Genomic DNA, 23,995 nt, shown 5'->3' on the forward strand with positions numbered 1-23,995 from the left:
AATTACCCGTTCGCTCAAGAGCGTTTTTCTTGTGTGGCGATTCGGGTGCTGCTAGATTCTAGGTGTCTAATCTAAGAATTGCGCTTTGCGCAGCAGCCCTCGAAGCTCCGGTTTCGGGGGTTTTGTTTGTTTGCCTTCCTCCTTTCTGCTCGTCCTCAGTTCTTTTTCTTGGCGTTTACAGCTGTAAACTCAGCGTGTGAGCGCTTAATGATTTCAGCCATGTTTTCGTCCAACCAGCTAGCGAAGCCAGCGTTAGCTCCGGTCCTTTTGACCGAAACAGTTAGTGATCCGTTGGTAGATTTGATTGTAACGCCTTCGATTGGGTTGAGTTCGGCTGCACCTTCTCTTTGTCTTGCACCGCGTTTGGCAGCTGCTTTTAGGAGCATTTCCAGCCGATCATCTGACGACATCGATGGCTCAATGGTTGCAAGAAGATTTGCAGCTTCATCTTCCGCTAGCTTGCCTGCAACGAAGTGCTCTGCAAGCACGGTCCATTTTGGGCGGCCTGATTTTGGGGCTGCGCCGATCATGTCACCAATCTTTGCAGGAACATGTTGCGTAATTTTTGTCAGGTGAGACAGCCCTGATTTCGAAACGTTCAATACTTGCCGCACCGTTGCCGTGTCATGCCCGGAAGTCAGGATCGCCTCGGCGAAACGTGCTTTCTCGTAGAAGGAAAGATTGCGCCTCGCAGCATTCTCAAGCCCTTTGGCGAGAAGCGCTGAAGCATCGTCGATATCCTGAACATTGGCGCGGACTTTAATACCAAGTTCACGACAGGCTTTGAGCCTCCTCCGTCCATAAATTGCCTCGTATCGACCGTCGGATTTCGATCTTCTGACAAGAATGGGAACTTGTTGGCCACCGTCTTGTATACTCGACATCAAGCTTTCAAAACTATCGTCTTCTTCGTCAATGTTTACAGCTGTAAACTCACCGAGCCTATCGGCAGGCCCCCAGTCGTCGATCAGAGCAGGGTCAATTTCCCTGATTGCGGCAAGAGAGCCCTGAAGCGCACCAAGAGCAGGGGCATTGGGTTTTGGAGTTTTATCGATGGCCTTGGGGCCAGAGCGCGCGATGGTGTTTGCGATCCCCGACATCTCCTGAAGCGACTTTCTAGCCATTAGCTGCGTCCCCATGCTTGATGGATCATTTGCTCTACCTCAGAGCCGATCGCATCCATTGAGTTCTTTGCCCGATCATAAGTTGCGCGTGTCATTTCTGACCGCACGACTTCGTAAATTGATTGTTTGAGCATTGTGGCGTCACTGACCGCGGTGCTTTTGAGGGCTGTGGCTGACATAACGCGATCCTGAAACAGTGCCCGCATGAACGAAGCCAGTTGTTGAGACGGTACGTCTGTTGGCTCGTCACGCGTTATCAGGAATTTGAAGTTGTCGTATTCGAGCGTAGCGCCGGCATCTTCAATGACTGCCATGTAAGCACCAGCGAGTTCGAGAAATTGAGCCGTCGAAGACACGTCCAGCATCGAAGGTGTAAGTGGCACAAGCAATGAACTGGCGGCCGCCATCCCAGCAATTGTCAAGAATCCTAGCTGAGGTGGGCTATCAATCAGAACAAGGTCAAAATCTCCTTCCACCTGGGCCAGGGCATTCCGTATTCTTGTAAAGAACGGATGGTCTGGGTTGGAGTGAACGGCAGATTCTGTCTCAAATTCGGAAAGAACAAGCCGTGACGGAGCCACAGAGAGACCGGGGAAGTACGTCGGAAGCACGACGTCCGCCATATCTACCGGATCTTCATATCGAATAGCATCGTAAATCGTCAGCCCGTCAAACTCTATTTCGGGGCTTATGCCGCACATGGATGTAAGAGAGCCTTGAGGATCCAGATCAACAGCCAGCACACGGTAACCGCGAAGCGCAAAATAGTGAGCCAAGTGAATTGTTGTGGTGCTCTTACTGCTGCCGCCTTTGAAGTTCATCAACTGCCAGACTTGGAGCTTTTCTCCTTCAGTCCGGCGAGGGACATAGCGCCCTTTTTTGCGTGAGGTTTTCTCAAGCGTTTCGCGAGCCTCCCAAAGTTCTTGGGCAGTATAGTAACGCCTACCGCTGCGTACGTCATTCGGTTCAGGAATCGTTCCCTCTGCGTGGACTTTGCGCATGAATTGACCTGAGACCTAAGAGTTCAGCAGCTTCTGGCGCTGCAAAATTTCGCAGTGATTTGGTGTTGTCGGGGGCAAATGCAGCAAGTAGATGTTCCCGGATAGCCGAGTTTAATCTCTCAGATATTTCCGTGGCGAGTGCCGATGGTCTTTCTGCCGCAAGTGGTGTCACGGGAATCATGTAGTTGCCTCAAATTAAAGAATGTGGTCATTTTTGCGCCACTTGAGATAAACAGCCGTGATTCATAGCACTAAGTCAAGGATTTTCGCCTATATTGTAGGTTTTCCAACGCGGAGGACTACATACGCTTTGCATCAGAGCAGGGTGGTTTACAGTTGTAAACTCGGTTGAGCGGGATCATGGGTTCTTTCAGTCGATGAAGTTCTAACGTAGGCATGCGAAGGCATTCCTGTAAAACTCCTCCCTATGCTCCGCTTTGAGTAGAACGCCTCTAGCATGGAGTTGGAGTGAAGGCCGAACGGCTTTTGGCGCAAATTGCGCAATTGGGAAGGGCAGGGAGCTAGTTGAGCTGATTGGTCAAATTCTCTCACCAACAATTTCGTTATCGAGTTTTCTGCGATACCAACTTCGTAACAATACTTCTGCGCCAGTACGGGAGTACGATGCGGTGAGAATGGCATGGCGATCTGGGTCAGATACACCGAGCTCAGCCCGTGCGCAGAGGAAAACACGCGAACATTCCGGCTAGAGTCAGCCGCTCGCCAATTGCCCAAGAAATGGCATACCGTGAGGGCGGGGTTTCGGGAATTGTGCGCCTGTAAGTTGCGACGGAACACGGAACTGTCCTCGATCCAGTGCAGCTGTGCTTGCGCGGCGCGGCTTTTGACGCAAGTCTCTACCGTCATTGGATTCATATGGGATCACAGACATGATCCGTGTGTTCACGTCCCATTAGCGTCCATAAAACCAGCTTGCTCGAATTAGTGATTTTGGGCTCCTCAATCGTTGAACAGACGGTCTCGTTGGCATATATTGCCAAAAAGGAGGCTTACGCCATGGTAACCCGCAATGTTGTACTTACAGAATCGCAGGATCAACTGGTGCAGAATCTGGTTGCGTCCGGTCGATATCAGAACGCCAGTGAAGCGTTGCGCGCCGGCCTTCGGCTTTTGGAGCGGGAAGAAGCGGGGCTGAGTCTCTCAAACAAGGCTTGCAGGAGGGTGTAGCGCAGGCTCAGGCCGGAGATTTGGCAGAAGGCAGGGGTTCGGATGCGATCCGTCGTGCCTTTGCAAGGGCACGAGCCAAGGCGTGACCAGACCCTTTCGACTGACACGCCGCGCTGAATCCAGCCTGGTGGAAATTGCCCGATGGACCATCGACAAGTTTGGATCGCATCAAGCCGATCTTTATGAACAAGAACTAATAGCGCGCTGTCAGGCCATCACAGAGGGCAGGGTGGCCAGCCGAAGTTGTTCTATATTGGTCGAAGAGGCGGCGGATCTCAGATATGTGCGCGCAGGAGAGCATTTCCTGGTTTATCTGGATCAGCCGGACGCGGTGATCATTGTTGATATCCTGCATTCCCGTTGCGATCTGCCGCGACATGTTTCCGCGCTGGCCACGTTAACAGATGCGACAGGAAACAAGACATAGGCACAGCAGCCGGAGTTTCCCTCAAGCGGGGATTATTAAATAGTCAGTAACTACTCACCCCAGTAGATCAGTCGCCGGGTTATCCGCGATGTCCACATCGTCGTAGTATTTCTGCGCCTGGGCCATGGAGCGATGCAGGAGAGGCGCATCGCGGCCTGGATCGGGGCGCCGTCCAGCGCGGCCTGGGTCAGGAAGCCCGAGCGCAGCCCATGGGGAAGCGAACCCGTCCGGCAGGCCCGCCAGTTTCGCCCGACGCTTGACGATCTGCGCGATGGCATCCGGGCTGAGGCGGCGGGTTAACACCCGATCGGCTTTTGAAACAGGCCGGAACAAGGGGCCGTCCTGAATCTCACCCACCTCGATCCAATGGGCCAGCGCTTGGGCTGCGCGGCCTTTCAACACCAGCCGCGGCGTTTCACCTTTGGTTGTCGTCTTGGTCTCCAGCAGTGAAATCCAAACCAGGCTTTTCTCGTCGAACTCCTTCAGCGAGACGTCTTCAAACATCAACCCGGTGATCTCCGAGCGCCGTCTACCACCCGAAGCCCAACCCAGCATCAAGATGGCGCGGTCGCGGCAATCCCGCCGGGACCCCCGACAAGTGGACAGCAACTGCTCGAGCACATCGCGGGTAATCGGTTGCTGCGATTTTGGGGCAGGGGCCGGGCGGCGGCGCGGCGCGCCTTGGCACGGGCCTGCTTCACCTGCGGCGCATCAAAAGGGCTGGTCAGGTTCTTCATTCGATGAAAGGCCAGCCAGGAGGCGATGCGCCGGTCCAGCGTAGAAGGGGCCGGGCAGGCGAGGGACTTGCGTAGCCCTTGCGCGATCAACATCTCGGCACTCTGACGCGCGACATCCTCGGGCGCGGCATCTCCCAGATCGCGGGCGTGATCGAGAATGAAGGCCAGCGCTGTGGCCTCGCTCGGGCCAGTCCAACGGCACTCCGAACCGTGCTGCCTTCCAGGCCGTTACATAGAGCAAATCGCGCTCATAGGCCCTGAGCGTGTTGGCGGGTGTGCCGCGGACATAGAGATCGGTCAGGGCGTCCTGGTCAGACTGCGACAGGGCAGGGGAGGGGGCGGGGAGATAGGGCTCAGGGGTGCTCATACGGCCCACTCTGCGCCCATTTTCCCGCAAAATCAATTATACTTGATAAGGGATACTTATCGAGTGTAACTTGAAACTGATAGCGCAACAAAAGTAACGAGCAAAAGTAACAGATTTTGCGCGTAAAGTAGGTAGAGGGCTTGCGGAATAATAAAATCGGAGGTTCTGTCGCAGGTCTGTAAACCAATTGGCATCGACATTGCGCTGGAACCGTTGGCAAACTAAATGAAATGAACAGATATTTTGCCACTGAATTGCCTTTCTGGAAGTTTGCCAGAAACACGCTGATCGTCAGTTGCCTTGCGTTGTTTCCGCTGTTGGCCATCTTCGTTTTGCGCACGCCGGGCTTTGCGACGCACCTCCTGAACAGTGGTCCCGCGTTTGTTCGGTTTTTGCGTCAGGTGGTGACGAATGGGTTGCCGGTCGTTTTCCTTTAAATTATCTCAGCTTTTTCTTTTCGCCGTTGGGGTAAGGGCGCGGGGCAGGGGGCCATCCCGGCCCGGTATCTGCTAATTGACCTGCTGCTACGGGCCGTCCTGTTCATCGCGCTGCACGCGCTGATCTACGCGCTTTCGGCAGACTGGTTCGGGTCTTTCGGCGGTGATCCCGTAGTGGCGTTGCGGGTAGTCGGTCCGACGCTGGTACGCTCCGCCTACTTCGAGAACATCTCAGGCGTTTACCTGTACGCCACGCTGGTCGGAGCGCTGCCGCTATACCTATCCGTCGTTCAGAGCCAGATCGCCCACGGTACTGGATTTGCAGCCCAACTGGCACGTCGCGTACCTGGGCGCGGCGGACCTGTGACATTGGCCCTGCTACTGATGGCGGTGTCAGTGGTCGTTCTGACCACCGCGGCGGCGCTGATTGTCCGTTTACAGTCGGTTTGGGGCTGAAGGGTCAGAACGCCCTGCGTATCGCGAAGGAGACTGCGTAATCGCGTTCAAGCTGGGGCCCATCCAGATCTTGATACACAGGGATCACGCCCTCGATACCCAGGCGCGTGCCCGCCAAAACGCCCGACCCCGGCACAAGGTAATTCACTCCGATTCCGATACTCAGAAACTGGCCGCCGCGCAGGGTCGGATCAGCGGTGGGCACCATGCCTGGGTTCAGGCGCGCATCCGACCCGTCAATGTTTTCCACGATGTCGCCGACCACCCGCAACGAGGAGCTGAACTGGTCATTCCAGCGCCGTGCACCCCAAACTGTTGCTGAATAGACGTCACCCAAGGTGTAACCGGCATCATTCTCACCCATCCGGATCACGGCGGCCAGCTGGGCGCCCCAAGACCAATCCGCGTTCTGGCCCGTATAGGTGACGCCCGGCAGCAGGTCGTAGGTGCCTGAACCCAGTTGCATGGGGTAGGGCAGCAGCTGGTCCGGCCCAGCTGGCGTGGTGTCGGTCTCGTCTATCGAGCCAGTCGGCAGACTGAGGCCAAGAGATAGTTCCAGCACCTGCCCGTCGGATTTGTAGATATCATATCCGCCGATGATCTTCAGATCGCCAAACCCCTGTGCCCTGGTCTTAAAGGTCTGGCCCATGCGGGTCTGGTGCTTCATCGTCTTGCGGGTATAGGGCAGCATCGCCATCACCGAGATCTCGTCGGTCACACCGTACATCAGGCCGACCATCGCCATGTTCATGCTCATGCTGAGCGGCGCGATCGGATACTGCGACAGAACGTTCGAGGTAGACAGCGACTGCGTTCCGGTACGATTTCCGTCCATCTCCATGTTCATGTAAGAGAACACAGGCATCAAAACACCCTCGGGTGGATGCATACCGCCAACGACACCCGTTGGCGGCACCGCGTCGGGGCGCATCATCCTGGACATGCTTCCCATACCTGACATGTTGCTGGAGGCTTGCGGGTTCATCGCCACGTTGTCAGCCGGACGGGTTTCCGGTTGGGCCATGGCAGTTGACCCAAGGCTCAGCCCCCCAGCCAGTATTACAGCCTGGAGGCGTTGCCAGACGCACGTAATCTTGCTGTTGCTCCGTGTCATGATGCCCTCGTGTTCGTTTGTTTCCTGAGTCCCTGCCCTGAAAACAAAGTGTTCGGTACGTCCATCGGTGAAGTCGAAATGGTGGGGGTCTCCAGCGCTGGAAGGTCAAGGCCGCCGGCCAGATTTGCGCTCGTCAAGCATGCATCAGCCGAAGGGGGTGCGGCAATAATGCGCTTGACCCTCCAGCGCTGGATTGTCGGACAAGGCCGCAAAACCGGAAATCCGGAGGGATTGGAATGATACCGGAAATCGGGCAGTTCGCCCTGGCGCTTGCCCTGGCCGTGTCCTTGGTGCAAAGCGTATTTCCCTTGATTGGAGCAGCACGGAACAATGTCATGTGGATGCGATCGGCATCTGCGACCTCGGTCCTACTGACAGCGCTGGTTGCTATCGCCTTCGCCGCTCTGATGTGGTCCTTCGTGGTCAGCGATTTCACTGTGCTAAATGTGGCCAGCAATTCTCATTCGCTGAAACCGATGCTTTTCAAGGTGGCTGCGACCTGGGGTAGCCACGAAGGGTCGCTGCTGTTGTGGATTCTGATATTGGTGATTTTCGGGCTGTGTGTCTCTGTTGGCTCGGAACATCCCACTGAAACTCAAGGCGCGCACTCTGGCAGTGCAGGCCTGGATCAGCGCGGGGTTCCTGTCATTCATGCTGTTCACCTCGAACCCGTTTGACCGGGTGTTTCCGGCACCGCTGGATGGTCAGGATTTAAATCCGCTGTTGCAGGATGTCGGCCTGGCTATGCACCCGCCGTTCCTATACCTGGGTTACGTCGGCTTCTCTATCGTATTTTCTTTCGCCGTGGCTGCCCTGATTGAGGGGCGGGTCGATCCGGCATGGGCGCGGTGGGTCCGACCCTGGACATTGGCGGCCTGGGTGTTTCTGACACTTGGTATCGTTCTGGGCAGCTGGTGGGCCTATTACGAACTGGGTTGGGGCGGCTGGTGGTTCTGGGATCCGGTCGAGAATGTCTCGTTTATGCCCTGGCTTGCTGGCACAGCGCTGTTCCATTCGGCCATTGTGACCGAAAAGCGCGGCAGCTTCAAAAGTTGGACGATCCTACTGGCCGTTTTGACCTTCTCGTTGTCCTTGTTGGGGACATTCATTGTCCGCTCAGGCTTGCTTACATCGGTCCATGCGTTTTCGGTCGATCCCGAACGCGGCATTTACATCTTGGCGCTGTTGGCTGTCGCGATCGGTGGTTCATTGACGCTGTTTGCCATACGCGCACCGGAGATGGAGGGCGGCGGTCTTTTGCCCCGATCAGCCGCGAGGCCGGTTTGCTTATTAACAACCTGCTGCTGGCCACCGCAACGGCGACGGTTCTATTCGGTACGCTTTATCCGCTTTTGCTTGAGGCTGTGACAGGTGAAAAGATTTCGGTTGGACCACCTTATTACAACGCCAGTTTCGTGCCGATCATGCTGGTTCTAGTCGTTGTAATGGGGATTGGGCCGCTGTTGTCATGGAAGCGGGCGGATTTGCGCGGTGTTCTGTCCCGGCTCAAATGGGTGGCCGGGGTTAGCCTGCTCGTAGCGTTGCTTGTGTGGTATCTGGATACCGGCGGCCCAGCCTTGGCGGTAGTGTCGATCGGCCTTGCGGTTTGGTTGCTGGGCGCTGTGCTGACAGAGTGGGCCAGCCGAATTAAGCTGGGTGAGGCACCGTTGGCCGAGTCCCTGCGTCGGGCCCGCAGCCTACCGCGTTCTCATTACGGCATGGTCGTGGCCCATGCGGGGTTGGCTGTCTGTATGATCGGCTTTATCGGGTCCAGCGCTTGGAAATCCGAGGTCGTGACTTTTGCCGAGCCCGGAACACAGATTGAGATAGCAGGGTTCGACGTGCGTTTTGACGGTGTGGAACAGCTTCGCGGTCCGAACTATCTGTCTCGCGCGGCCACACTGACGGTATTTCGCGATGGCGCTTATGTCACCACGCTTCAACCCGAGCGCAGGGCCTATCTCGTGGCGGGTACCAGTACGACCGAGTCAGCAATTCGAACGACGTTGGCAGGGGACCTTTACGCCTCAATATCGGAACCGGCGGCGGAATCAGAACAGAGCAAATGGACCCTGCGTATCTTGTATGAGCCATTGGTGGTCTGGATCTGGATAGGTTCAGGATTGTTAGCATTTGGTGGTGTCTTGTCACTCTCCGATCGGCGTCTACGCGTCGGTGCACCACGAAAACGGACTGGGCAGAGCTCCGTTGCGGTGGCGGCGGAGTAGGGCAATGAAACGTCTATTTGCACTGTTCCCAATTACGATTGCCGGCATCCTGGGTGCCTTCCTGCTATGGGGACTGAATCCCGATCGCGATCCAAACGAAATCCCGTCTGTTTTGATCTCGCAGCCGGTGCCTGAGTTCGACTTGCCGCCGGTCGAAGGGCTGGATACCCACGGGCTGTCCAGTACCGATCTGGTGGAAAATGACGGGTCAGCTCCGATCGTGGTCAACGTGTTTGCGTCCTGGTGCGTGCCCTGCCGGGCCGAACATGCGGTGCTGACGCGTATGGTACGCGATGAGGGCATTCGCCTGATGGGCATTAACTACAAAGACAAGCCGCAGGACGCGCGGAAATGGCTCGACGATCTGGGCAACCCTTATGAGCGCATCGGTTCCGACCTGGACGGCCGAGCCGGGATCGAATGGGGGATTTCCGGCGTGCCGGAGACCTTTGTGATTGATGGCGCGGGCAAGGTCGTATTCCGTTTTGTCGGCCCGGTGCTGGGCGACGAGGCAATTTCAAAGATGCGCACCGCGCTGGATCAGGCGCGGGCGGCCGGAGGAGAGGCGTCATGATACGTCGCATTGTAATTACCGCGGTCACTCTGGCGATGCTGGTGTCGCAGCCGGCATTCGCGGTTGAGCCCGACGAGATACTTGCGATCCGGTATTGGAAGAGCGGGCCCGGGCGATTTCGAAACAGGTGCGATGCGTGGTGTGCCAGAACCAAGACATCGACAGTTCTAACGCTGGCGTGGCGCGCGACCTTCGTCTGCTTGTGCGCGAACGGCTGGTGGCAGGCGACACGGACCAGCAGGTTATGGACTTTCTGGTTGCGCGTTATGGCGACTATGTTCTGTTCAACCCGCCATGGAAGCCATCAACTTACATTCTGTGGGTTGCGCCTATCGTCATCCTGGGGCTGGGTGGTATCGCGACTGCAGCGGTATTGACCCAAAATGCGCGCCGATATCGGAAGTCGCGAAAACAAGAGACGGAACGCGGCGCGAGCGAAGAACGGAATCCCGAAAACCATTCACTCACGGAGCCGCACGCATGATCTGGATTATCTTTTCATTCATGGCCGTGGCGGTGTTTCTGACGCTCGCCCTCTCCGGCCTGGGGCGCAAGACCTCGGACTTGTCGAGACGCGAAAGCGCCTCTGCCATCTTTTCCGACCAGATCGGCGAAGTGGAGAAGGACCTGGAACGAGGAATTATCTCAGCCGAAGAGGCCAAGGCCGCCAGAGCCGAGATAGAACGTCGCCTGAAGGCGATTGACCGGCAATCGGACGACAAAGCGATAATGGGCCATTCCGGGCGTGCGCTGATTTTACTTGCCGCGCTGGTAGTTCCAGCGCTCGGAGCCGGTCTTTATTGGCAACTGGGTAGTCCCTACATCCCCAGCCAGCCATTTGCCCAACGCGAGGGGGAGCAGGCCGAAGCCCGTGAAATCGCCGACCTTGCCGTGCGCCTGAAGTCGCGGCTTGAGGCGGATGAAACCGGCGGGCCAACCGAGGGATGGGTGTTGTTGGCTCAGACCTATATGCGTATGGGACGCTTTGGAGATGCCGCAGACGCGTTCGAGGGGTTGCTGGACCGACCCAATGCGAATTCAGCGCTGGTGTCGCAATATGGCGAGGCGTTGGTCTATGCCGATGACGGTGTCGTTACGCCCAAGGCCGATCGGGCGTTTGAACGAGCCTTGGAACTGGACCCATCGAACCCAGCAGCGACATTCTACAAAGCCATTGGTCTGGAGCAGGCTGGATCGCCTGATAAGGCCTATGACCTACTGAAGACGCGGATGGACGCCGAAGAGGAGTTCCGGCCATGGATGGAGAGTTTTGTGGCCCAGCTTAACCGCATCGCCCCGTCGATCGGACGGGCTCCGGTGAATCTGGCGGCTTTTGCCCCTTCCATGCCCGGCCCAACTGCCGATCAGGTGGCGGCGGCCGAGGAGATGTCAGACGAAGACCGGCAGGCCTTCATCCGCTCGATGGTCGAACGGCTTGCGAGCCGGATGCAGGAAAACCCAGGCGATCTGGACGGCTGGATGCGGCTGGGCAACGCCTATTCGGTGCTGGGCGAGACCGACGGCGCCCGGAACGCCTATGGCAGGGCAAGGGATCTGGCGGATGACCTGCCGCAGGGGGATCCGCGCAAGGTGGCAATCGACCGGGCATTGCTGGAACTGGGGGGTTGATTCCCGCAGCCCGGCGTGGATCGGGCCGGCGCCGACTTCGCGCTGATGCCCAGTGAGCCATCTGGAAAATTCCGGTTTAGGCTATCGCATGCCGATCTTTAGGAGGTTGAGACCATGAAAGTTGAAACGTTTTCTGATCTAATTGTCTGGACGCGGGAAATGCATCATTGGCTCGCCGAATGTTTGGCCCACTGTTCGACACAGTCAGAGCAGGAGCTGGCCAGGATGTTGCTTACCTACCTCGCCGATCATGAGGCTGCTCTGGAGAAAATCGTCGATGGTTTCGTGAAACGAGCCGATCCCAAAGCGCTCAACACCTGGGTATATGACTATTTGGGCAATGAGCCGATCGACCCACATCGCGCCTGCGACAGGCCGTTCGCACAGATGAGCGTCGATGAGATGCGCGAAGCGGTCTTCGATCTTCACAATCAGGTGATCGACTTATATCGGTATTTGCACGGGCGTGCCGAGATACCCGAGGCACGCGAACTCTTTCAGGCGATACTGGATATGGAAGAGCACGAGACCATGCGTTTAGCGCAGCAGAGCAACCGCGTCCGGGATATGTGAACTCCGGGGTCAGGATCCGCTTTCCACGGCTCCGCCCGCAATCGGCGCGGCCTGTTCCATCGCGTCGAGAATGGCGTTCGTGGTCAAGATCTCTGGCAGGGCGATGCCTTCGGGGGCCGACGGGCCGTAGACGATGTTGAAGGGATCCCGAACCGTCCATTGTCCTCAAGGAAACGGGCGATCACATCGTCGGGGCGGGTCCAGTCGGCCTGCATCGGAATTGCTTTGTCCGATTGCAGTGTTGCCAGAACCTCGCCGCGTTCCAGCACCAGCGCTTTGTTGGCCTTGCAGGTCAGACACCAGTCGGCTGTGACATCGACGAAAACCACCTCGCCGCGCGACACAAGGCGGGCGATTTCGGGGCGGCTGAAGGTAATCCAAGGGATCTCTCCGGCTGGTTCAAGCAGCCTGGACCGGTCTTTGCCGGCAATCGCAACCGGTGCGGCAAACGCTGCGGTCAGCGTCAGCAACAGGGCTGTCCAGCGCAAAACGGGTGGCATCATCGTACTTTTCCAGATCAACAGGACCAGAACAGTTGCAGCCAGCACGGTAGCAGTTGCAGCAGTGTCTCCGGCCACCCCGACCATCACCCAGACCAACCAGCCGATCGTGGTCAGCAGTGCCGCCGACAGGGCCCATTTTAATCCCACCATCCAACGCCCCGGTTTAGGCAGAGCGGCGGTAAGTTTCGGGTGCACTGCAACCAGCAGGTAAGGAATGGCCAGCCCGACCCCCATTGCGGTGAAGATCGCCACGATATCCACCGGTCGGCCGGTCAGGGCAAAGGCCACCGCCGTGCCGAGGAAGGGGCCGAGCAGGGCGTCGCCAGAACTGCTGAGAAGGCTCCGGTCAGGAAATCCCCGACCAGCGACACGCGGCCCTTTTCGACATGGGCAAGCCGGGTGTTCAGCGACTGCGGCAGCGTGATCTCGAACAAGCCCGCGAGGCTGGTTGCAAAAACCGCCAGCACCACGATCATCACCGCAAGGAAAAGCGGATTCTGGAACTGGATGCCCCAGCCGACGGAATAGCCCAGCGACCGCGCCGCAATGGTGATAGCCGCCAACAGCCACATGAATGTCAGGATTCCGGCTGCCGAAGCCAGGAACCCGGCGCGAATCTGAGCCGCAGAGCGGTCGCGAGCCTTTACCGCCGAGGAAAGCTTGATCGAAAGCACTGGCAGTACGCAGGGCATGACATTCAGAATCAACCCGCCGCCCACCGCCAGCAAAATGATCCAGACCAGCGCGCTGGCTGAAGTTTCGGCGGCCGCGATCTCATATGGTGGCGGGGTAGGGGCGTCGGTACGGGGCGAAAACTCGGCCACGCGGTTGGTGTCGGTAACCGTGACGGACAAGGCGGGGGGGTCCTGTGCCAGAGCGAGGACCGGGAACTGCACCCATAGCTGACGCCTGTCGCCAGCGAGCCGGATGTCGGGTGCACCAAACGCGGTGTCACGTCCCATGTCGGGAAAGACATCAGGCGCATCAAAGGGCAGGTCGCTGGTGAAATTCAGCGTCAGCATCTCGGACTCGGTATCCAGGGTCGCGGCGTCGGACTTCATTCCGCTTGTGTTTCCCGTGGTTGGCACCCGCGACAGAAAGGCATTTATAAGCCGGGCCGAGTCCTGATCCCGACCCGTTCCCTGAGTCAGCGACAAGTCCAGCGAAAACTCGACCGGCACACAGATATCGGAACAGATCAGCGTTGTCACAGCGGCCTTCAAGTCAACTGGCGCTCCGGGGTTCTCGAGTGTGACGGTCAGCGGAAAGACCACTTCGTCCTTGTACCCGAAATTCTCGATCCCGAAGGCGCGAAAACGGATCGGCGCGGGCCAGTGAAACTGTACGTCGCTGACGTTTTGCGAGCCGTTCCAAGTGATCTTGGGCGGAATTCCCACCTCACCAGGCGACTTCCAGTAGGTTTTCCAATCTTCGCCCAGTTTCAGATGCAGTCCTGCAGTGATCGTCTTGACGTCAGGCGCGATCCCGTCCTGCGCGGTAATTATGTGTGCGACCAGGGGCTCTGATTCATACGCTTGGGATGTAGCTGCAAGGCTTGTCCCGGCGGAAGTCTGGCCAAAGATTAACCCCAAGATCATAATACATAAATTTAGGAGTGTTCTTGCCATTGCGCGTTGCCATCGGTTGTTTTGCACCCGTCTCTGCCAGATTCCAGCGCTGGAGGGTCAACGAGCCGGAATGTCACATCCCCACGATCAGCTCACGAAACCTTCGCGCCCGTCTTCGCAGATGAAATAGGCCCCGCCATCCGCGCCCTCCCATTGAACCCGGCAACCTTGGGGCAGGGCGTATTCAGGCTGCGGCGGTTGCAGCGGGCATAGTTTAGGGCGTGGTGCGCAAGCCGCCAGCGAAAGAGCGGCCAGCGACATGGCGGCCAACCTTGAGCACCAAAGCTTCATGATTGAAGATTATTGCCGGTGTACTGGGTTCGGTCCGACCGCGGCGTCTGTTGCCTTTGGTCTTTCCGATTCAGATTTGTTCGAATGACAGGATTTTTCCATCGCCTTGTGCATAAAGAAATGGGCTCCGAGGCACAGGATCAACGGTGCGAAAAGACCCAAGGTCAGAAAGCCCACCAACCGTCCCGCCGGCGATCAAGTAGAGAGCGATCGGCGTTATCATGGCAATGCAACATACCATCATGCCCCATTTCATTATCTTGCCGCCGCTAACCGGTACTGACGCCTGCGGCGCGTTTGCAGTCTGTTTTTCTTTCACATTCAACTCCAAAATTTGGATTGGAGACCTCTGCTAACGCCTTCCCACGATGGAAGGTCAAGCTGTTTTGGCGCGAAGCGAATTTGACGCTGTCAAACCAGTCCAGCATTTGCTTGGGCCTTACTTGGTGCATAGACACGGCCGGAACAGGGAAGTTTTTAGGGGTATGAACAGCAGGCATTGTCGTCCCGACGCCTGGTGAAGTTTCAGGTTAAACACGAAGCTGCCTAGGTCACTTTAAGCCTTGAAAACTCGCGGGTGGGTCGAAGCGATATCGAACGAATAATTGAATGGACAAATCTTCCCCCGTCGCGGATTGTCTAATCCCCTGGGTACTAACTCCAGACACCAACCAGCCAATAGGAGCGCTATCAATGCTGACCAGACGACATTTTGTTGCAGCCTCGCTCGCCATTTTCTCTCAGCCGGTTTTTGGAGTGACGTCGGCGGCGGCCTCGCAATGGTCGGAGTGGGATGCGCAAGTAACTCCAGCCAATTTTGATCCCGCAACATCCAATCCCTGGGGTTTACACCCACGTTTCCTGCCTCAGCGTGTGCAAACCAATCGACCACTTACTCCGGGTGACATTCATGTCGACGCGGTGGCACGATATCTGTATTTCATCGAAGACGGTGGCACAGCAATGCGTTACGGCGTAGCCATTGCCCGAGGCAATCTTTACGAGCCCGGAGTCTACACGATCAAGCGAAAGGCCAAATGGCCGCGTTGGACTCCTACAGCCGAAATGATTGAGCGCGACCCTGATGAATATGCGCAATTCGCAGATGGTGTGCCCGGTGGGCCGACAAACCCATTGGGATCAAGGGCGTTTTATCTGTTCGAAGGTGGTCGCGACACATACCTGCGAATTCACGGAACGCCTTATCCAAGATCTATCGGAGGTCGCGCAAGTTCTGGCTGCGTAAGGATGGCGATGCCACATATCATCGGGCTTTATGATCGTGTCAGGCCAGGGTCCACGGCTCATCTCTACCCTCCCGAGCGGCTTCTGACCGCGACCAGCTGACAGGCGCTTGTCAGGCGCGCGTACAGATTGGGCGCCCTTCAATAGTCCTAAGTGGTAGGTAGGTTGTTTCAACTGGCCCAACATAGCGATACCAATAGCAACCGTCCTCAGGCATGATTTTCACTGCGTTCAGGTCCTGGCCCGGAGCAGCAATCTGGGCTACGGCGTCAGGAACTTGGGAAAGCGTTCCGGGCTCGCTATCTGCAGATATTGACGTTGTTTCGGTACAAGCGCCGATGAACAAAAGTGCGGCCAGTGCTTGGAAAGCTTTCCTGAAGGACATGGTGTTTAGTCCACTGTGATTGTCATTTGTAGTGCCTGCTACCCTCGCATCGACGGGTGATCACATCAATTCACCAAGAACTAAGCAATTGTTAGCGTTGCTTTTTTGTGTTCGGTTGATTCAAGAAAGTCAGGTTTTGCTTAAAGCAGCCTGGAGTTACGTCCAAGAAAAATTGCTTTTCCACAATGACTTGATGATTTGGGTCCGCCTTCTAAGGAAATATCCCTGCGCCAACGGCAACGACAATTCAGACGAGACATCCCATATGAAATGTCATTTGCGTGTTGACCTTCCAGCGCAGGAACCGGGCATACGAGTTATTTGAGTCGGAAAAAAAGAATAAACTTTGGGATGGCAGGCATGAAACGGAGCAAAGAAGGAAAGGTTGTTACGCGACGTGGAGTGATTGCCGCGTTTGCTGCGACGACGCTTTTTCCAGCACCGGCCGTTTGGGCCCAATCAACGGCAACTGAGGGGACGCGCCGCAATGTTTCCTCATTCCGCGTTGCTAAATGGCAGGACCACTTTGATACGCTTAAGAATGGTGTGATCCTGTCCGATACACAGTCCAAGGTCCTGCAATATTGGTCGGAAGACGAAAGCGTCTACCGAATGTATCCAACCAGCGTACCGCTGACGGAAGACCTTACAAGGCTGGGCTACACCACAGTTACTCGCAAGGTCGAAGGGCCGTCTTGGCGACCGACACCAGCAATGAAAAAGCGCAACCCCGCTTGGCCCGATTATGTGGGCCCGGGTCCGGAGAATCCTCTGGGGACACATGCACTTTATTTGAGCTGGCAATACTACCGGATGCACGGCACCAACGACACGCGCAAGATCGGGAGAAGATCCTCCAACGGCTGCATTGGCTTGTACAACGAGCAGATTGCGGAATTGTTCGAACTGGCCACTGTGGGCACTCAGGTAAAACTGATCTGACCTTGGTCAGGCCGATTTTTTTTGCGCGCGTTGAACCTAAGAACTGACAATCATGTGAAGAACAGAGATGGATAAACTTACACTCTTGATCGGCGGAGTAGTGATCGCAGGCGCCGCCGCGTTCGTCTACAACTTAAATCAGCAACCAACAGGTCACTCGATGACGCCGCCCGATACGTCAGCACTGGAGCAAGGAGACCCAATCGAAAACGTCACTCTGCCGGACCAGCTAAGCGAATTTGCGGCCGTCGGCAAAGTGGCATTCGACGCCAAATGCTCGGCGTGCCATGGCGCGAATGCAACAGGTCTGGAAGGCCTTGCACCACCTTTGGTGCATAAAATCTATGAACCAAGCCACCATTCGGACGAGTCATTTTATGTGGCAGTCCAGAATGGAGTTCGGGCACACCATTGGAAGTTCGGCAATATGCCGCCGGTCGATGGCTTGACCCGTGCGGATGTGAAGGGCATCGTGGCGTATATCAGAGAGCTGCAGCAGGAAAACGGGATTTTCTGAAGGTGACGAGCCGAATGGGCAGTGCAATTCGTTACATCATACTGTCAATGGTGCTGACCATTGGCGGGCTGCTTGTGACGGCCGATTCTGCTCATGCACATGGCAGTGGTTCTCAGCACGTGATTGACCAAACGGACTCCGCGGACGTTGAGCATGTCAAGCAGGGTCATCCCGGACATTGTCATGGCGGAACGATTTGCAACGCTGTTGGTCTATTTTCGATGGGTCCACCACCGCCTGGCCCCCAAGATACTGAACAAAGATACTCGATCCCTCGAGCCCAATACCGGGTTCTCGGTATCGCGGCGTTTGACCCACCACCGCCGCGTGTCCTGATCTGACCAGTCGAATTGCGCTCAACCTGGGCGCGTCGAAGCAGACGACAAGGACAAAACAATGAACATTCTGAAAATGACCACAGGCGTTGCCCTGGTTTCTCTGTTTGCAGCCGCCGCCCTGGCGCATGGTGGCGCAACCGGCATCGTCAAAGAACGCATGGATGGTATGTCCGCGATGAAGGACAGCATGAAGATCCTTACGCCGATGATGCAGGGGAAAACGCCCTACAATGCGCAAACGGTACGAAGCGAGGCCAAGAAAATCGGGCGTCACGCTGGCGAGAGCATGACAAAGCTGTTTCCAGAGGGATCTGATGGCAAACCCTCGGAGGCCAAATCGGAGATCTGGCAGGATTGGGGTTCATTTGCAGAGTTAGCCAGGCAGTTGGAATCCTACTCTGAAGGCCTTGTGCTTGCGGCGGACAACGGGTTGATGATGTCCGGGTCGGGCCATGGTTCGGGCATGATGGGCGGCGCATCCATGATGGGTGCCGGAATGATGGGCGGCAGTCCAAACCAGGCACAACTTTCTGAAATGCCGGCAGATGGTGTGTTCATGATGCTGAGCCAGACATGCTCGGCGTGTCACACGCAATTTCGGTCGGAATAGGAATGCGTCATGAGACCGATATTCCGATTGGGCCTTGCTGCCGCCGTAGCGGCGTCAGCGGGACTTGTTGCTGTGATGGCTTGGCCGATTGGCCAGCCCTTACAAGCTCTCGACATTCAGGGTGACGTTAACCGCGGGGCGTATCTGGCAAGGGCAAGTGGTTGTATCGCTTGCCACACAGATTTTGCCAAAGGGGGCGCGGCCTTGGCCGGTGGGGTGGAGTTGGATACCCCGTTCGGCACGCTCTTTTCGCCGAACCTGACCACAGATCCCGATCACGGGATCGGTGATTGGACAATCGAGGAGTTCGCCCGCGCGGTGCGTCAAGGCGTATCACCCGGCGGACAACCCTATTACCCGGCCTTTCCTTATCCATTCTATGCCAATTTCACGGATCAGGACATCGCCGATCTCTGGGCCGCATGGCAAACAGTTCCACCGGTAGCGGAACCGTCAAAAGAACAGGAAATGGCGTTCCCCTTCAATCAGAGATGGGGCCTGAAGCTGTGGCGCGCGGCTTTTCTGGAACCACCCCGCACTGATCCCGTGCCGGGCAATGACGAAGTGTGGAACCGGGGCCGGCTACTGGTCGAAGGTGCCACACATTGTGCGGCCTGCCACACCGGGAGGAACCTGGCTGGCGCAAGAAATTCGGACACGGAACACTTCAAGGGAAGTGACTCTCTGCCGGGCGGTGACAAGGCACCGGCCATCGACTTTGAGACCCTGCAAAAGCGTGGTTGGACGGTAGATGATTTGGCCTACGCGTTGCGCACCGGCGTCATGCCTGATGGCGATGTCTTCGGCGGCGCCATGGGAGAGGTCGTAAACTATGGCACCAGCTTTCTGACAGACGAAGACCGGAAGGCAATGGCGACCTATCTGCTGGATGTGCACGACGGGGGGTAATCGAGTGAGAGATCAAATTTTCTTTGGAGGAAGTCCTCATGAAGCTCAATCGCAGGCAATTCGTTGCAGGCACGTCGGCACTAATCGCAGTGCCGACTATCGGGAGGGCGGCTACCGCCCCCCGAATAATCGAGGCGCGTTCAGGATTGGCACGTGTTGCCCCCGACAGCTATCCTGAAACCGAGATATGGGGATATGATGGCGGTGTTCCGGGCCCCGAAATTCGTGCCCGGCAGGGCGAAACGGTTCGCCGGACACTCCTGAACTCACTGCCTCAGCCTACGGCAATCCATTGGCATGGACTGCGGGTTCCAAACAACATGGATGGGGTGCCGGGTCTTACACAGGAGGCTGTACCAACAAGCGGCGAGTTTCAGTATGACTTGCCTCTGAAGGATGCAGGAACCTTCTGGTACCACTCTCATAACCAGTCAACGGAACAAGTGGCCAGGGGCCTTTACGGCGCGTTCATCGTCGACGAAATGGACCCGCCGGACACGGATCATGACATTACGATCCTGCTGGATGACTGGAGGTTGGGTCAGGACGCCCAAATCGTCGATGATTTCGGCGCGATGCATGACTGGACGCATGCAGGCCGAATGGGAAACTACGTTCACGCACACATATCGCCCATGACAGAAGTTCTGACAAACCAGCGTTTGCGACTTCGAATGGTCAACGTGGCAACTGATCGGATCATGTATGTCTCAGTAGGTGGCGCAAACGGGAAACTGGTCGCTTATGATGGCATGCCTGTAAGGCAGCCAGAGGATTTTGAAACCCTTGTTTTTGGGCCTGCACAGCGAGCAGACTTAATTGTTGATGTCACAGCGGAATCGAACGAAGCCGTTCAAATAACTCTTCACGAACGCGATGAATCGTTTGTCATTGCTGAAATCCCGGTTTCGGGAAGCGGTGCATCCGCAAACCGCGGTGCAATAGAAGCCCTGCCACCCAACCCTGTTTCCTTTCTCGAAGATGTTTCTGACGCTTTGACAATCCCATTAGTGATGGAAGGCGGGGCGATGGGCGGACTGCGTCAAGGCACTTTTAACGGCCAGGTCATGAGCACCAATGAATTGGTTCAGGAAGGGCAGATCTGGACATTCAACGGTGTCGCCGGGTTACCTGAAAACCCCCTTGCTGCCGTTTCGCGTGGCGACATAGTCCGGATTCAGATGCAGAACGACACCGTCTTTCCGCACGCTATGCACTTGCACGGGACGCACTTTCAGGAAGTTCTGCCAAACGGCAACCTAGGGCCGCTGCGGGACACAATCCTGGTTGACCGGATAGAAAAGCGGGAGATTGCGTTCGTTGCGGATAACCCGGGGGATTGGCTGTTTCATTGCCATATGCTGTCGCATCAGGCCGCTGGTATGAAGACCTGGCTGAGCGTGGCATGATGAACAAGAGTTCGGCGAAATGGGTGTCACTGGCTGCTGTAGTGATCATTGTCGCGGTCGCTGGCTGGGGCCTGAGTGGGCGTGCGCAGAACAGTGCATCAGCGGATTCGGCACGTGGTGCAGTTTTGTACGCCGAAAACTGCGCGTCATGCCACGGGGCAAATTTGGAGGGTCAGCAGGATTGGCAAACACCTGATCCGGATGGCGTCTTGCGGGCGCCCCCGCATGACCGAACCGGGCATACCTGGCATCACGGCGACAAGCTGTTGTTCGACTATACAAAGTTTGGCGGGGACCAAACTTTGAAACAGATGGGTGTCGCTGACGTCAAAAGCGGCATGCCAGGCTTCGGGGACACTCTGTCGGATCAGGATATCTGGGACATCCTCGCCTTCATCAAGGAGAGTTGGCCGGATCGGGAACGCAAGCTGCAAGAGCAACGCACCGAAGCAGAACAAACGGAAGGAAACTGATGTGAAACGAATACTTGCAGGCTTAGTCGCTATCGCCATGTCGATTGGCATTCCTATGGCACGCGCCGACGAGCTGTCTGACTCCGATGTAAAACGGCTGGCTCTCGAAGCCATTTTGGAAAACCCTGAGATCATCATGCAGGCGATTCAATTGCTTCAACAGCGCGAGGATCAGGCAAAAGCCGAAGCAATTGGAAGCGTCTTGGAAAATCAGCGTGAATTGCTGGAACAGGATCCGAATGCGCCTGTAATCGGAAACCCGGAAGGCGATGTAACCGTGGTCGAGTTTTTCGACTATAACTGCCCATATTGCAAACGCGCTGCCCCGGTCGTGAAGAACGTAATCGCGGGCGATTCCGATGTGCGAATTGTTTATCGAGAATGGCCCATACTTGGAGAAGGTTCCGACTTCGCGGCACGCGCTGCGCTGGCCTCACGAAACCAGGGAAAATACGAAGAATTTCATTGGGCGCTTATGGCTCTGAACGGTCGTGCCACTGAGGCCAGTGTACTGAAAGTTGTTCGGGAACTTGGCCTGGACGAGGATCAATTGCGCGCAGATATGGAAGCGCCGGAAGTCGACGCGCATATTCAGATTTCCATGGAATTGGCCCGACAGCTTGGCTTCAGTGGCACTCCTTCGTTTGTGATTGGAGATGCGCTTGCCCCGGGTCTGATCACCGAAGATGAAATGACCCGGTTAATCGTGGCAGTCAGAGACGCAAGATAGAACCAAGGGGGCGACAGCATGTGCGCTCCTAAGTTTATCATGCGATCGTGGCTTCGTATCCCTCGGACTTCAGCGCTGCAAGGATATGATCAAGTGAATTGGTGCTTAAGACACGTACCCTGCGGTTTTCCACGTCAAAGTCCAACTGTGCGGAGGAATCCACCGTGGCAACGGCTTTTTCGATAGCTGACTTGCAGTGCCCGCAGCTCATATCCGGGATATTTAGGGTCGTCATGGATGTTTGCTCCTGTGTTCCGTCGTCCCGGCTAAAGTATTCCAGCACAGGAAGGTCAAGTCGTGATTATTGGATCGTCAAAATTAGTGGCAAAGAAAGTCAGCCCCATCCCTTGACCTTCCACTTGCTGGAACCCTTATGTTTCCCGTCAGCAGAACATTGGTGGTGACAATATGACTGAAATTTCACATGCAAGGTTTCAAGTTCAGGGTATGAGCTGTGCGTCCTGCGTAGGGCGGGTTGAGCGCGCGTTGAAAGATGTGCCAGGGGTAGATGCCGCTTCGGTTAATCTCGCCAGCGAAAGCGTTCAGGTCGATTTCCGCGATCCAGCCGATAAAGCGGCCATTGCTGATGCGTTAAACAGCGCCGGATATCTGGCACGGACGGAAGAGGTAACGCTGGATATTCAGAACATGTCCTGCGCATCGTGCGTGGGGCGCGTTGAACGGGCATTGCAAGCAGATGATGGCGTCTTGTCCGCGTCGGTCAATCTGGCCACCGAAAGTGCAACTGTACGTTATGCTGAGGGAGTCACAACACCCGAAGCCATCGCGGCGCTTGCGGCATCTGCTGGCTATCCGGCGAGCCTGCGATCCGCGACGCAGACCGAACCACAAGACCGCAAAGCCAAAGAGATTCGCCAATTGGCCCGGCGAACAAGCTTTGCCGCCTTGCTCGCTTTGCCGGTCTTTATCCTTGAAATGGGCTCGCATGTTATTCCGGGCATGCACCACCTGATAGCGAGCACGATCGGCATCCAGAACAGCTATTACCTGCAATTCCTTCTAACCACGATCGTTCTTTTTGGGCCAGGTTTGCAGTTCTATACTAAGGGATTCCCTTCCTTGTTCAAAGGCGCGCCGGACATGAATTCTCTGGTGGCTCTGGGCACTTCGGCGGCTTATGGGTTCTCGCTTGTTTCCACCTTTGCGCCGGGTGTTCTTCCCGCCGGAACCGCAAACGTCTACTACGAGGCCGCAGCGGTGATCGTGGTTCTCATATTGCTGGGGAGGTTCCTCGAGGCGCGCGCCAAGGGGCGAACTGGTGAAGCGATCCGAAAACTGGTCGGTCTGCAGGCAAAAACAGCGCGCGTTGAGCGCGACGGATCGGTTGTCGAGCTACCGATCGAGCAGATCGTTGTAGGGGATATTGTGCACGTTCGACCGGGCGAAAAATCGCGGTGGATGGTGCCGTAGTGACCGGCGCGTCATATGTCGATGAAAGCATGATCACCGGCGAGCCGGTTCCTGCCGAAAAGACCGAGGGCGCAACTGTGGTCGGCGGAACAGTTAATGGCGCGGGCGCATTGACGTACCGGGCTGAAAAGATCGGCGCAGACACTATGTTGGCCCAGATCATTCAAATGGTCGAACAAGCACAGGGTGCCAAGCTTCCGATTCAAGGCTTGGTTGACCGCATCACGCTGTGGTTCGTGCCGGTAGTGATCGCTGTGGCCGTAATGACTGTGCTGGTTTGGATGTTGTTCGGACCCGATCCTGCGCTCAGCTTGGCGTTGGTAGCCGGGGTTGCGGTACTGATCATTGCTTGCCCCTGCGCCATGGGGTTGGCCACACCCACCTCAATCATGGTCGGCACCGGCCGCGCGGCCGAGATGGGTGTCCTGTTTCGAAAGGGCGACGCCTTGCAAATGCTGCAGGAAACCACCGTTGTTGCGGTGGACAAGACGGGGACCTTGACCGAAGGGCGTCCGGAGCTGACCGACCTGATTGTGGCCGAAGGATTGGCCGAGGATGAGGTTCTGCGCCTTGTTGCTGCCGTTGAGGTCACATCCGAACATCCGATCGCCACGGCCATCGTGCGCGCGGCTGAAACCCGTGGTCTGGAGCTTTCGAAGCCAGAAGACTTCACGTCGATCACCGGTTACGGGGTAAGCGCCTCCAAGTCCTGATCGGGGCCGACCGCCT

General features: G+C 56.5%; 23 protein-coding genes and 4 pseudogenes. 18 read left to right on the top strand and 9 right to left on the bottom strand.

Going from position 1 to position 23,995, the window contains the following annotated elements; translation table 11 throughout:
- Positions 1–155: 155 nt before the first annotated feature.
- Positions 156–1,124: a plasmid partitioning protein RepB gene (gene repB, locus ACR3E7_RS23625; RefSeq protein ID WP_170417850.1), complete on the bottom strand. Its 969-nt coding sequence runs from the start codon at positions 1,122–1,124 to the stop codon at positions 156–158.
- On the bottom strand, positions 1,124–2,125 hold the full coding sequence (repA, locus tag ACR3E7_RS23630; protein ID WP_480719603.1) for a plasmid partitioning protein RepA: 1,002 nt from the start codon (positions 2,123–2,125) through the stop codon (positions 1,124–1,126). Before repA ends, repB begins: the two co-directional genes overlap by 1 nt.
- A gap of 1,017 nt (positions 2,126–3,142) precedes the next feature.
- Between repA and ACR3E7_RS23635 the strand changes: the two are divergent.
- Both ACR3E7_RS23635 and ACR3E7_RS23640 read left to right on the top strand, forming a co-directional pair.
- Positions 3,143–3,399, top strand: a pseudogene (locus ACR3E7_RS23635) (type II toxin-antitoxin system ParD family antitoxin).
- Entirely contained in the window at positions 3,396–3,740 is a 345-nt protein-coding gene (locus ACR3E7_RS23640; protein WP_170417859.1) for a type II toxin-antitoxin system RelE/ParE family toxin, read from the top strand. Before ACR3E7_RS23635 ends, ACR3E7_RS23640 begins: the two are co-directional and overlap by 4 nt.
- A gap of 54 nt (positions 3,741–3,794) precedes the next feature.
- Here the strand turns inward: ACR3E7_RS23640 and ACR3E7_RS23645 are convergent, their stop codons facing one another.
- On the bottom strand, positions 3,795–4,361 hold the full coding sequence (locus tag ACR3E7_RS23645; protein ID WP_480719605.1) for a site-specific integrase: 567 nt from the start codon (positions 4,359–4,361) through the stop codon (positions 3,795–3,797).
- A 1,094-nt stretch (positions 4,362–5,455) separates the two neighbouring features.
- Between ACR3E7_RS23645 and ACR3E7_RS23650 the strand changes: the two genes are divergently transcribed.
- Positions 5,456–5,737, top strand: coding sequence for a hypothetical protein (locus ACR3E7_RS23650; protein ID WP_480719607.1), 282 nt, complete (start codon positions 5,456–5,458; stop codon positions 5,735–5,737).
- Between the two features lie 4 nt (positions 5,738–5,741).
- On the opposite strand, the gene ACR3E7_RS23655 is transcribed toward ACR3E7_RS23650, so the two are convergent.
- Positions 5,742–6,761, bottom strand: a complete 1,020-nt coding sequence (locus ACR3E7_RS23655) for a transporter (protein ID WP_170775027.1) — start codon at positions 6,759–6,761, stop codon at positions 5,742–5,744.
- A gap of 326 nt (positions 6,762–7,087) precedes the next feature.
- Here ACR3E7_RS23655 and ACR3E7_RS23660 point away from each other — a divergent pair.
- The 5 genes and pseudogenes from ACR3E7_RS23660 (at position 7,088) to ACR3E7_RS23680 (ending at position 11,855) form a co-directional block, all read left to right on the top strand.
- Positions 7,088–9,079, top strand: a pseudogene (locus ACR3E7_RS23660) (heme lyase CcmF/NrfE family subunit).
- Positions 9,080–9,083: 4 nt separating this feature from the next.
- Positions 9,084–9,653 (top strand): DsbE family thiol:disulfide interchange protein, encoded by a 570-nt coding sequence (locus tag ACR3E7_RS23665; protein WP_170417873.1) that lies wholly within the window; start codon positions 9,084–9,086, stop codon positions 9,651–9,653.
- A pseudogene (locus tag ACR3E7_RS23670) lies at positions 9,650–10,137 on the top strand (cytochrome c-type biogenesis protein). The gene ACR3E7_RS23665 and the pseudogene ACR3E7_RS23670 overlap by 4 nt, the downstream one beginning before the upstream one ends.
- Positions 10,134–11,282 (top strand): c-type cytochrome biogenesis protein CcmI, encoded by a 1,149-nt coding sequence (gene ccmI, locus ACR3E7_RS23675; protein ID WP_170417878.1) that lies wholly within the window; start codon positions 10,134–10,136, stop codon positions 11,280–11,282. Before ACR3E7_RS23670 ends, ccmI begins: the two are co-directional and overlap by 4 nt.
- Positions 11,283–11,396: 114 nt before the next feature.
- On the top strand, positions 11,397–11,855 hold the full coding sequence (locus ACR3E7_RS23680) for a hypothetical protein (RefSeq protein ID WP_480719609.1): 459 nt from the start codon (positions 11,397–11,399) through the stop codon (positions 11,853–11,855).
- A gap of 83 nt (positions 11,856–11,938) precedes the next feature.
- Here ACR3E7_RS23680 and ACR3E7_RS23685 read toward each other — a convergent pair whose 3' ends face one another.
- The 4 genes from ACR3E7_RS23685 to ACR3E7_RS23700 all read right to left on the bottom strand — a co-directional run bounded on the left by ACR3E7_RS23685 (position 11,939) and on the right by ACR3E7_RS23700 (position 14,454).
- The gene (locus ACR3E7_RS23685; RefSeq protein WP_480719611.1) at positions 11,939–12,646 is read right to left on the bottom strand and encodes a thioredoxin family protein; all 708 of its coding nucleotides are present in this window, start codon (positions 12,644–12,646) and stop codon (positions 11,939–11,941) included.
- A complete protein-coding gene (locus ACR3E7_RS23690) occupies positions 12,631–13,956 on the bottom strand; it encodes a protein-disulfide reductase DsbD domain-containing protein (protein ID WP_480719613.1) in 1,326 nt (441 codons plus the stop codon). The genes ACR3E7_RS23685 and ACR3E7_RS23690 overlap by 16 nt, the downstream gene beginning before the upstream one ends.
- 117 nt (positions 13,957–14,073) lie before the next feature.
- Positions 14,074–14,247, bottom strand: coding sequence for a hypothetical protein (locus tag ACR3E7_RS23695; protein ID WP_170417885.1), 174 nt, complete (start codon positions 14,245–14,247; stop codon positions 14,074–14,076).
- 39 nt (positions 14,248–14,286) lie between these two features.
- Entirely contained in the window at positions 14,287–14,454 is a 168-nt protein-coding gene (locus ACR3E7_RS23700) for a DUF2933 domain-containing protein (protein ID WP_480719615.1), read from the bottom strand.
- A 516-nt stretch (positions 14,455–14,970) separates the two neighbouring features.
- On the opposite strand from ACR3E7_RS23700, the gene ACR3E7_RS23705 reads away from it, so the two are divergent.
- The 9 genes from ACR3E7_RS23705 (at position 14,971) to ACR3E7_RS23745 (ending at position 21,835) form a co-directional block, all read left to right on the top strand.
- Positions 14,971–15,624 (top strand): L,D-transpeptidase, encoded by a 654-nt coding sequence (locus ACR3E7_RS23705; RefSeq protein ID WP_050605720.1) that lies wholly within the window; start codon positions 14,971–14,973, stop codon positions 15,622–15,624.
- A 634-nt stretch (positions 15,625–16,258) separates the two neighbouring features.
- A complete protein-coding gene (locus ACR3E7_RS23710) occupies positions 16,259–16,849 on the top strand; it encodes a L,D-transpeptidase (RefSeq protein WP_480719617.1) in 591 nt (196 codons plus the stop codon).
- Positions 16,850–16,916: 67 nt separating this feature from the next.
- Positions 16,917–17,366 carry a c-type cytochrome gene (locus ACR3E7_RS23715; protein WP_170417891.1) on the top strand — a complete coding sequence of 150 codons (450 nt, stop codon included), beginning with the start codon at positions 16,917–16,919 and terminating at the stop codon, positions 17,364–17,366.
- Between the two features lie 183 nt (positions 17,367–17,549).
- Positions 17,550–17,702 (top strand): hypothetical protein, encoded by a 153-nt coding sequence (locus ACR3E7_RS23720; RefSeq protein WP_170746572.1) that lies wholly within the window; start codon positions 17,550–17,552, stop codon positions 17,700–17,702.
- Between the two features lie 60 nt (positions 17,703–17,762).
- Positions 17,763–18,314 carry a c-type cytochrome gene (locus tag ACR3E7_RS23725; RefSeq protein WP_480505653.1) on the top strand — a complete coding sequence of 184 codons (552 nt, stop codon included), beginning with the start codon at positions 17,763–17,765 and terminating at the stop codon, positions 18,312–18,314.
- 9 nt (positions 18,315–18,323) lie between these two features.
- The gene (locus ACR3E7_RS23730) at positions 18,324–19,223 is read left to right on the top strand and encodes a c-type cytochrome (protein ID WP_170417899.1); all 900 of its coding nucleotides are present in this window, start codon (positions 18,324–18,326) and stop codon (positions 19,221–19,223) included.
- A 38-nt stretch (positions 19,224–19,261) separates the two neighbouring features.
- Entirely contained in the window at positions 19,262–20,632 is a 1,371-nt protein-coding gene (locus ACR3E7_RS23735; RefSeq protein ID WP_170417903.1) for a multicopper oxidase family protein, read from the top strand.
- Positions 20,632–21,105, top strand: a complete 474-nt coding sequence (locus ACR3E7_RS23740) for a c-type cytochrome (protein WP_170418019.1) — start codon at positions 20,632–20,634, stop codon at positions 21,103–21,105. Before ACR3E7_RS23735 ends, ACR3E7_RS23740 begins: the two co-directional genes overlap by 1 nt.
- A 1-nt stretch (position 21,106) precedes the next feature.
- Positions 21,107–21,835 carry a DsbA family protein gene (locus ACR3E7_RS23745; protein WP_414478956.1) on the top strand — a complete coding sequence of 243 codons (729 nt, stop codon included), beginning with the start codon at positions 21,107–21,109 and terminating at the stop codon, positions 21,833–21,835.
- Positions 21,836–21,872: 37 nt separating this feature from the next.
- Here the strand turns inward: ACR3E7_RS23745 and ACR3E7_RS23750 are convergent, their stop codons facing one another.
- On the bottom strand, positions 21,873–22,070 hold the full coding sequence (locus ACR3E7_RS23750) for a heavy-metal-associated domain-containing protein (protein WP_480505648.1): 198 nt from the start codon (positions 22,068–22,070) through the stop codon (positions 21,873–21,875).
- 173 nt (positions 22,071–22,243) lie between these two features.
- On the opposite strand from ACR3E7_RS23750, the pseudogene ACR3E7_RS23755 reads away from it, so the two are divergent.
- Positions 22,244–23,967, top strand: a pseudogene (locus ACR3E7_RS23755) (heavy metal translocating P-type ATPase); the annotation flags it as partial.
- Between the last annotated feature and the right edge of the window lie 28 nt (positions 23,968–23,995).

Source organism: Ruegeria sp. BK1 (assembly GCF_056535645.1).

What these genes read in the sequence shown, in the direction of transcription:
- repB (WP_170417850.1), bottom strand. Translation starts at nt 1,124, where the DNA reads ATGGCTAGAAAGTCGCTTCAGGAGATGTCGGGGATCGCAAACACCATC.
- repA (WP_480719603.1), bottom strand. Translation starts at nt 2,125, where the DNA reads ATGCGCAAAGTCCACGCAGAGGGAACGATTCCTGAACCGAATGACGTA.
- ACR3E7_RS23655 (WP_170775027.1), bottom strand. Translation starts at nt 6,761, where the DNA reads ATGGCCCAACCGGAAACCCGTCCGGCTGACAACGTGGCGATGAACCCG.
- ACR3E7_RS23665 (WP_170417873.1), top strand. Translation starts at nt 9,084, where the DNA reads ATGAAACGTCTATTTGCACTGTTCCCAATTACGATTGCCGGCATCCTG.
- ccmI (WP_170417878.1), top strand. Translation starts at nt 10,134, where the DNA reads ATGATCTGGATTATCTTTTCATTCATGGCCGTGGCGGTGTTTCTGACG.
- ACR3E7_RS23680 (WP_480719609.1), top strand. Translation starts at nt 11,397, where the DNA reads ATGAAAGTTGAAACGTTTTCTGATCTAATTGTCTGGACGCGGGAAATG.
- ACR3E7_RS23690 (WP_480719613.1), bottom strand. Translation starts at nt 13,956, where the DNA reads ATGATCTTGGGGTTAATCTTTGGCCAGACTTCCGCCGGGACAAGCCTT.
- ACR3E7_RS23695 (WP_170417885.1), bottom strand. Translation starts at nt 14,247, where the DNA reads ATGTCGCTGGCCGCTCTTTCGCTGGCGGCTTGCGCACCACGCCCTAAA.
- ACR3E7_RS23705 (WP_050605720.1), top strand. Translation starts at nt 14,971, where the DNA reads ATGCTGACCAGACGACATTTTGTTGCAGCCTCGCTCGCCATTTTCTCT.
- ACR3E7_RS23710 (WP_480719617.1), top strand. Translation starts at nt 16,259, where the DNA reads ATGGCAGGCATGAAACGGAGCAAAGAAGGAAAGGTTGTTACGCGACGT.
- ACR3E7_RS23715 (WP_170417891.1), top strand. Translation starts at nt 16,917, where the DNA reads ATGGATAAACTTACACTCTTGATCGGCGGAGTAGTGATCGCAGGCGCC.
- ACR3E7_RS23720 (WP_170746572.1), top strand. Translation starts at nt 17,550, where the DNA reads ATGGCGGAACGATTTGCAACGCTGTTGGTCTATTTTCGATGGGTCCAC.
- ACR3E7_RS23725 (WP_480505653.1), top strand. Translation starts at nt 17,763, where the DNA reads ATGAACATTCTGAAAATGACCACAGGCGTTGCCCTGGTTTCTCTGTTT.
- ACR3E7_RS23730 (WP_170417899.1), top strand. Translation starts at nt 18,324, where the DNA reads ATGAGACCGATATTCCGATTGGGCCTTGCTGCCGCCGTAGCGGCGTCA.
- ACR3E7_RS23735 (WP_170417903.1), top strand. Translation starts at nt 19,262, where the DNA reads ATGAAGCTCAATCGCAGGCAATTCGTTGCAGGCACGTCGGCACTAATC.
- ACR3E7_RS23740 (WP_170418019.1), top strand. Translation starts at nt 20,632, where the DNA reads ATGAACAAGAGTTCGGCGAAATGGGTGTCACTGGCTGCTGTAGTGATC.
- ACR3E7_RS23750 (WP_480505648.1), bottom strand. Translation starts at nt 22,070, where the DNA reads ATGACGACCCTAAATATCCCGGATATGAGCTGCGGGCACTGCAAGTCA.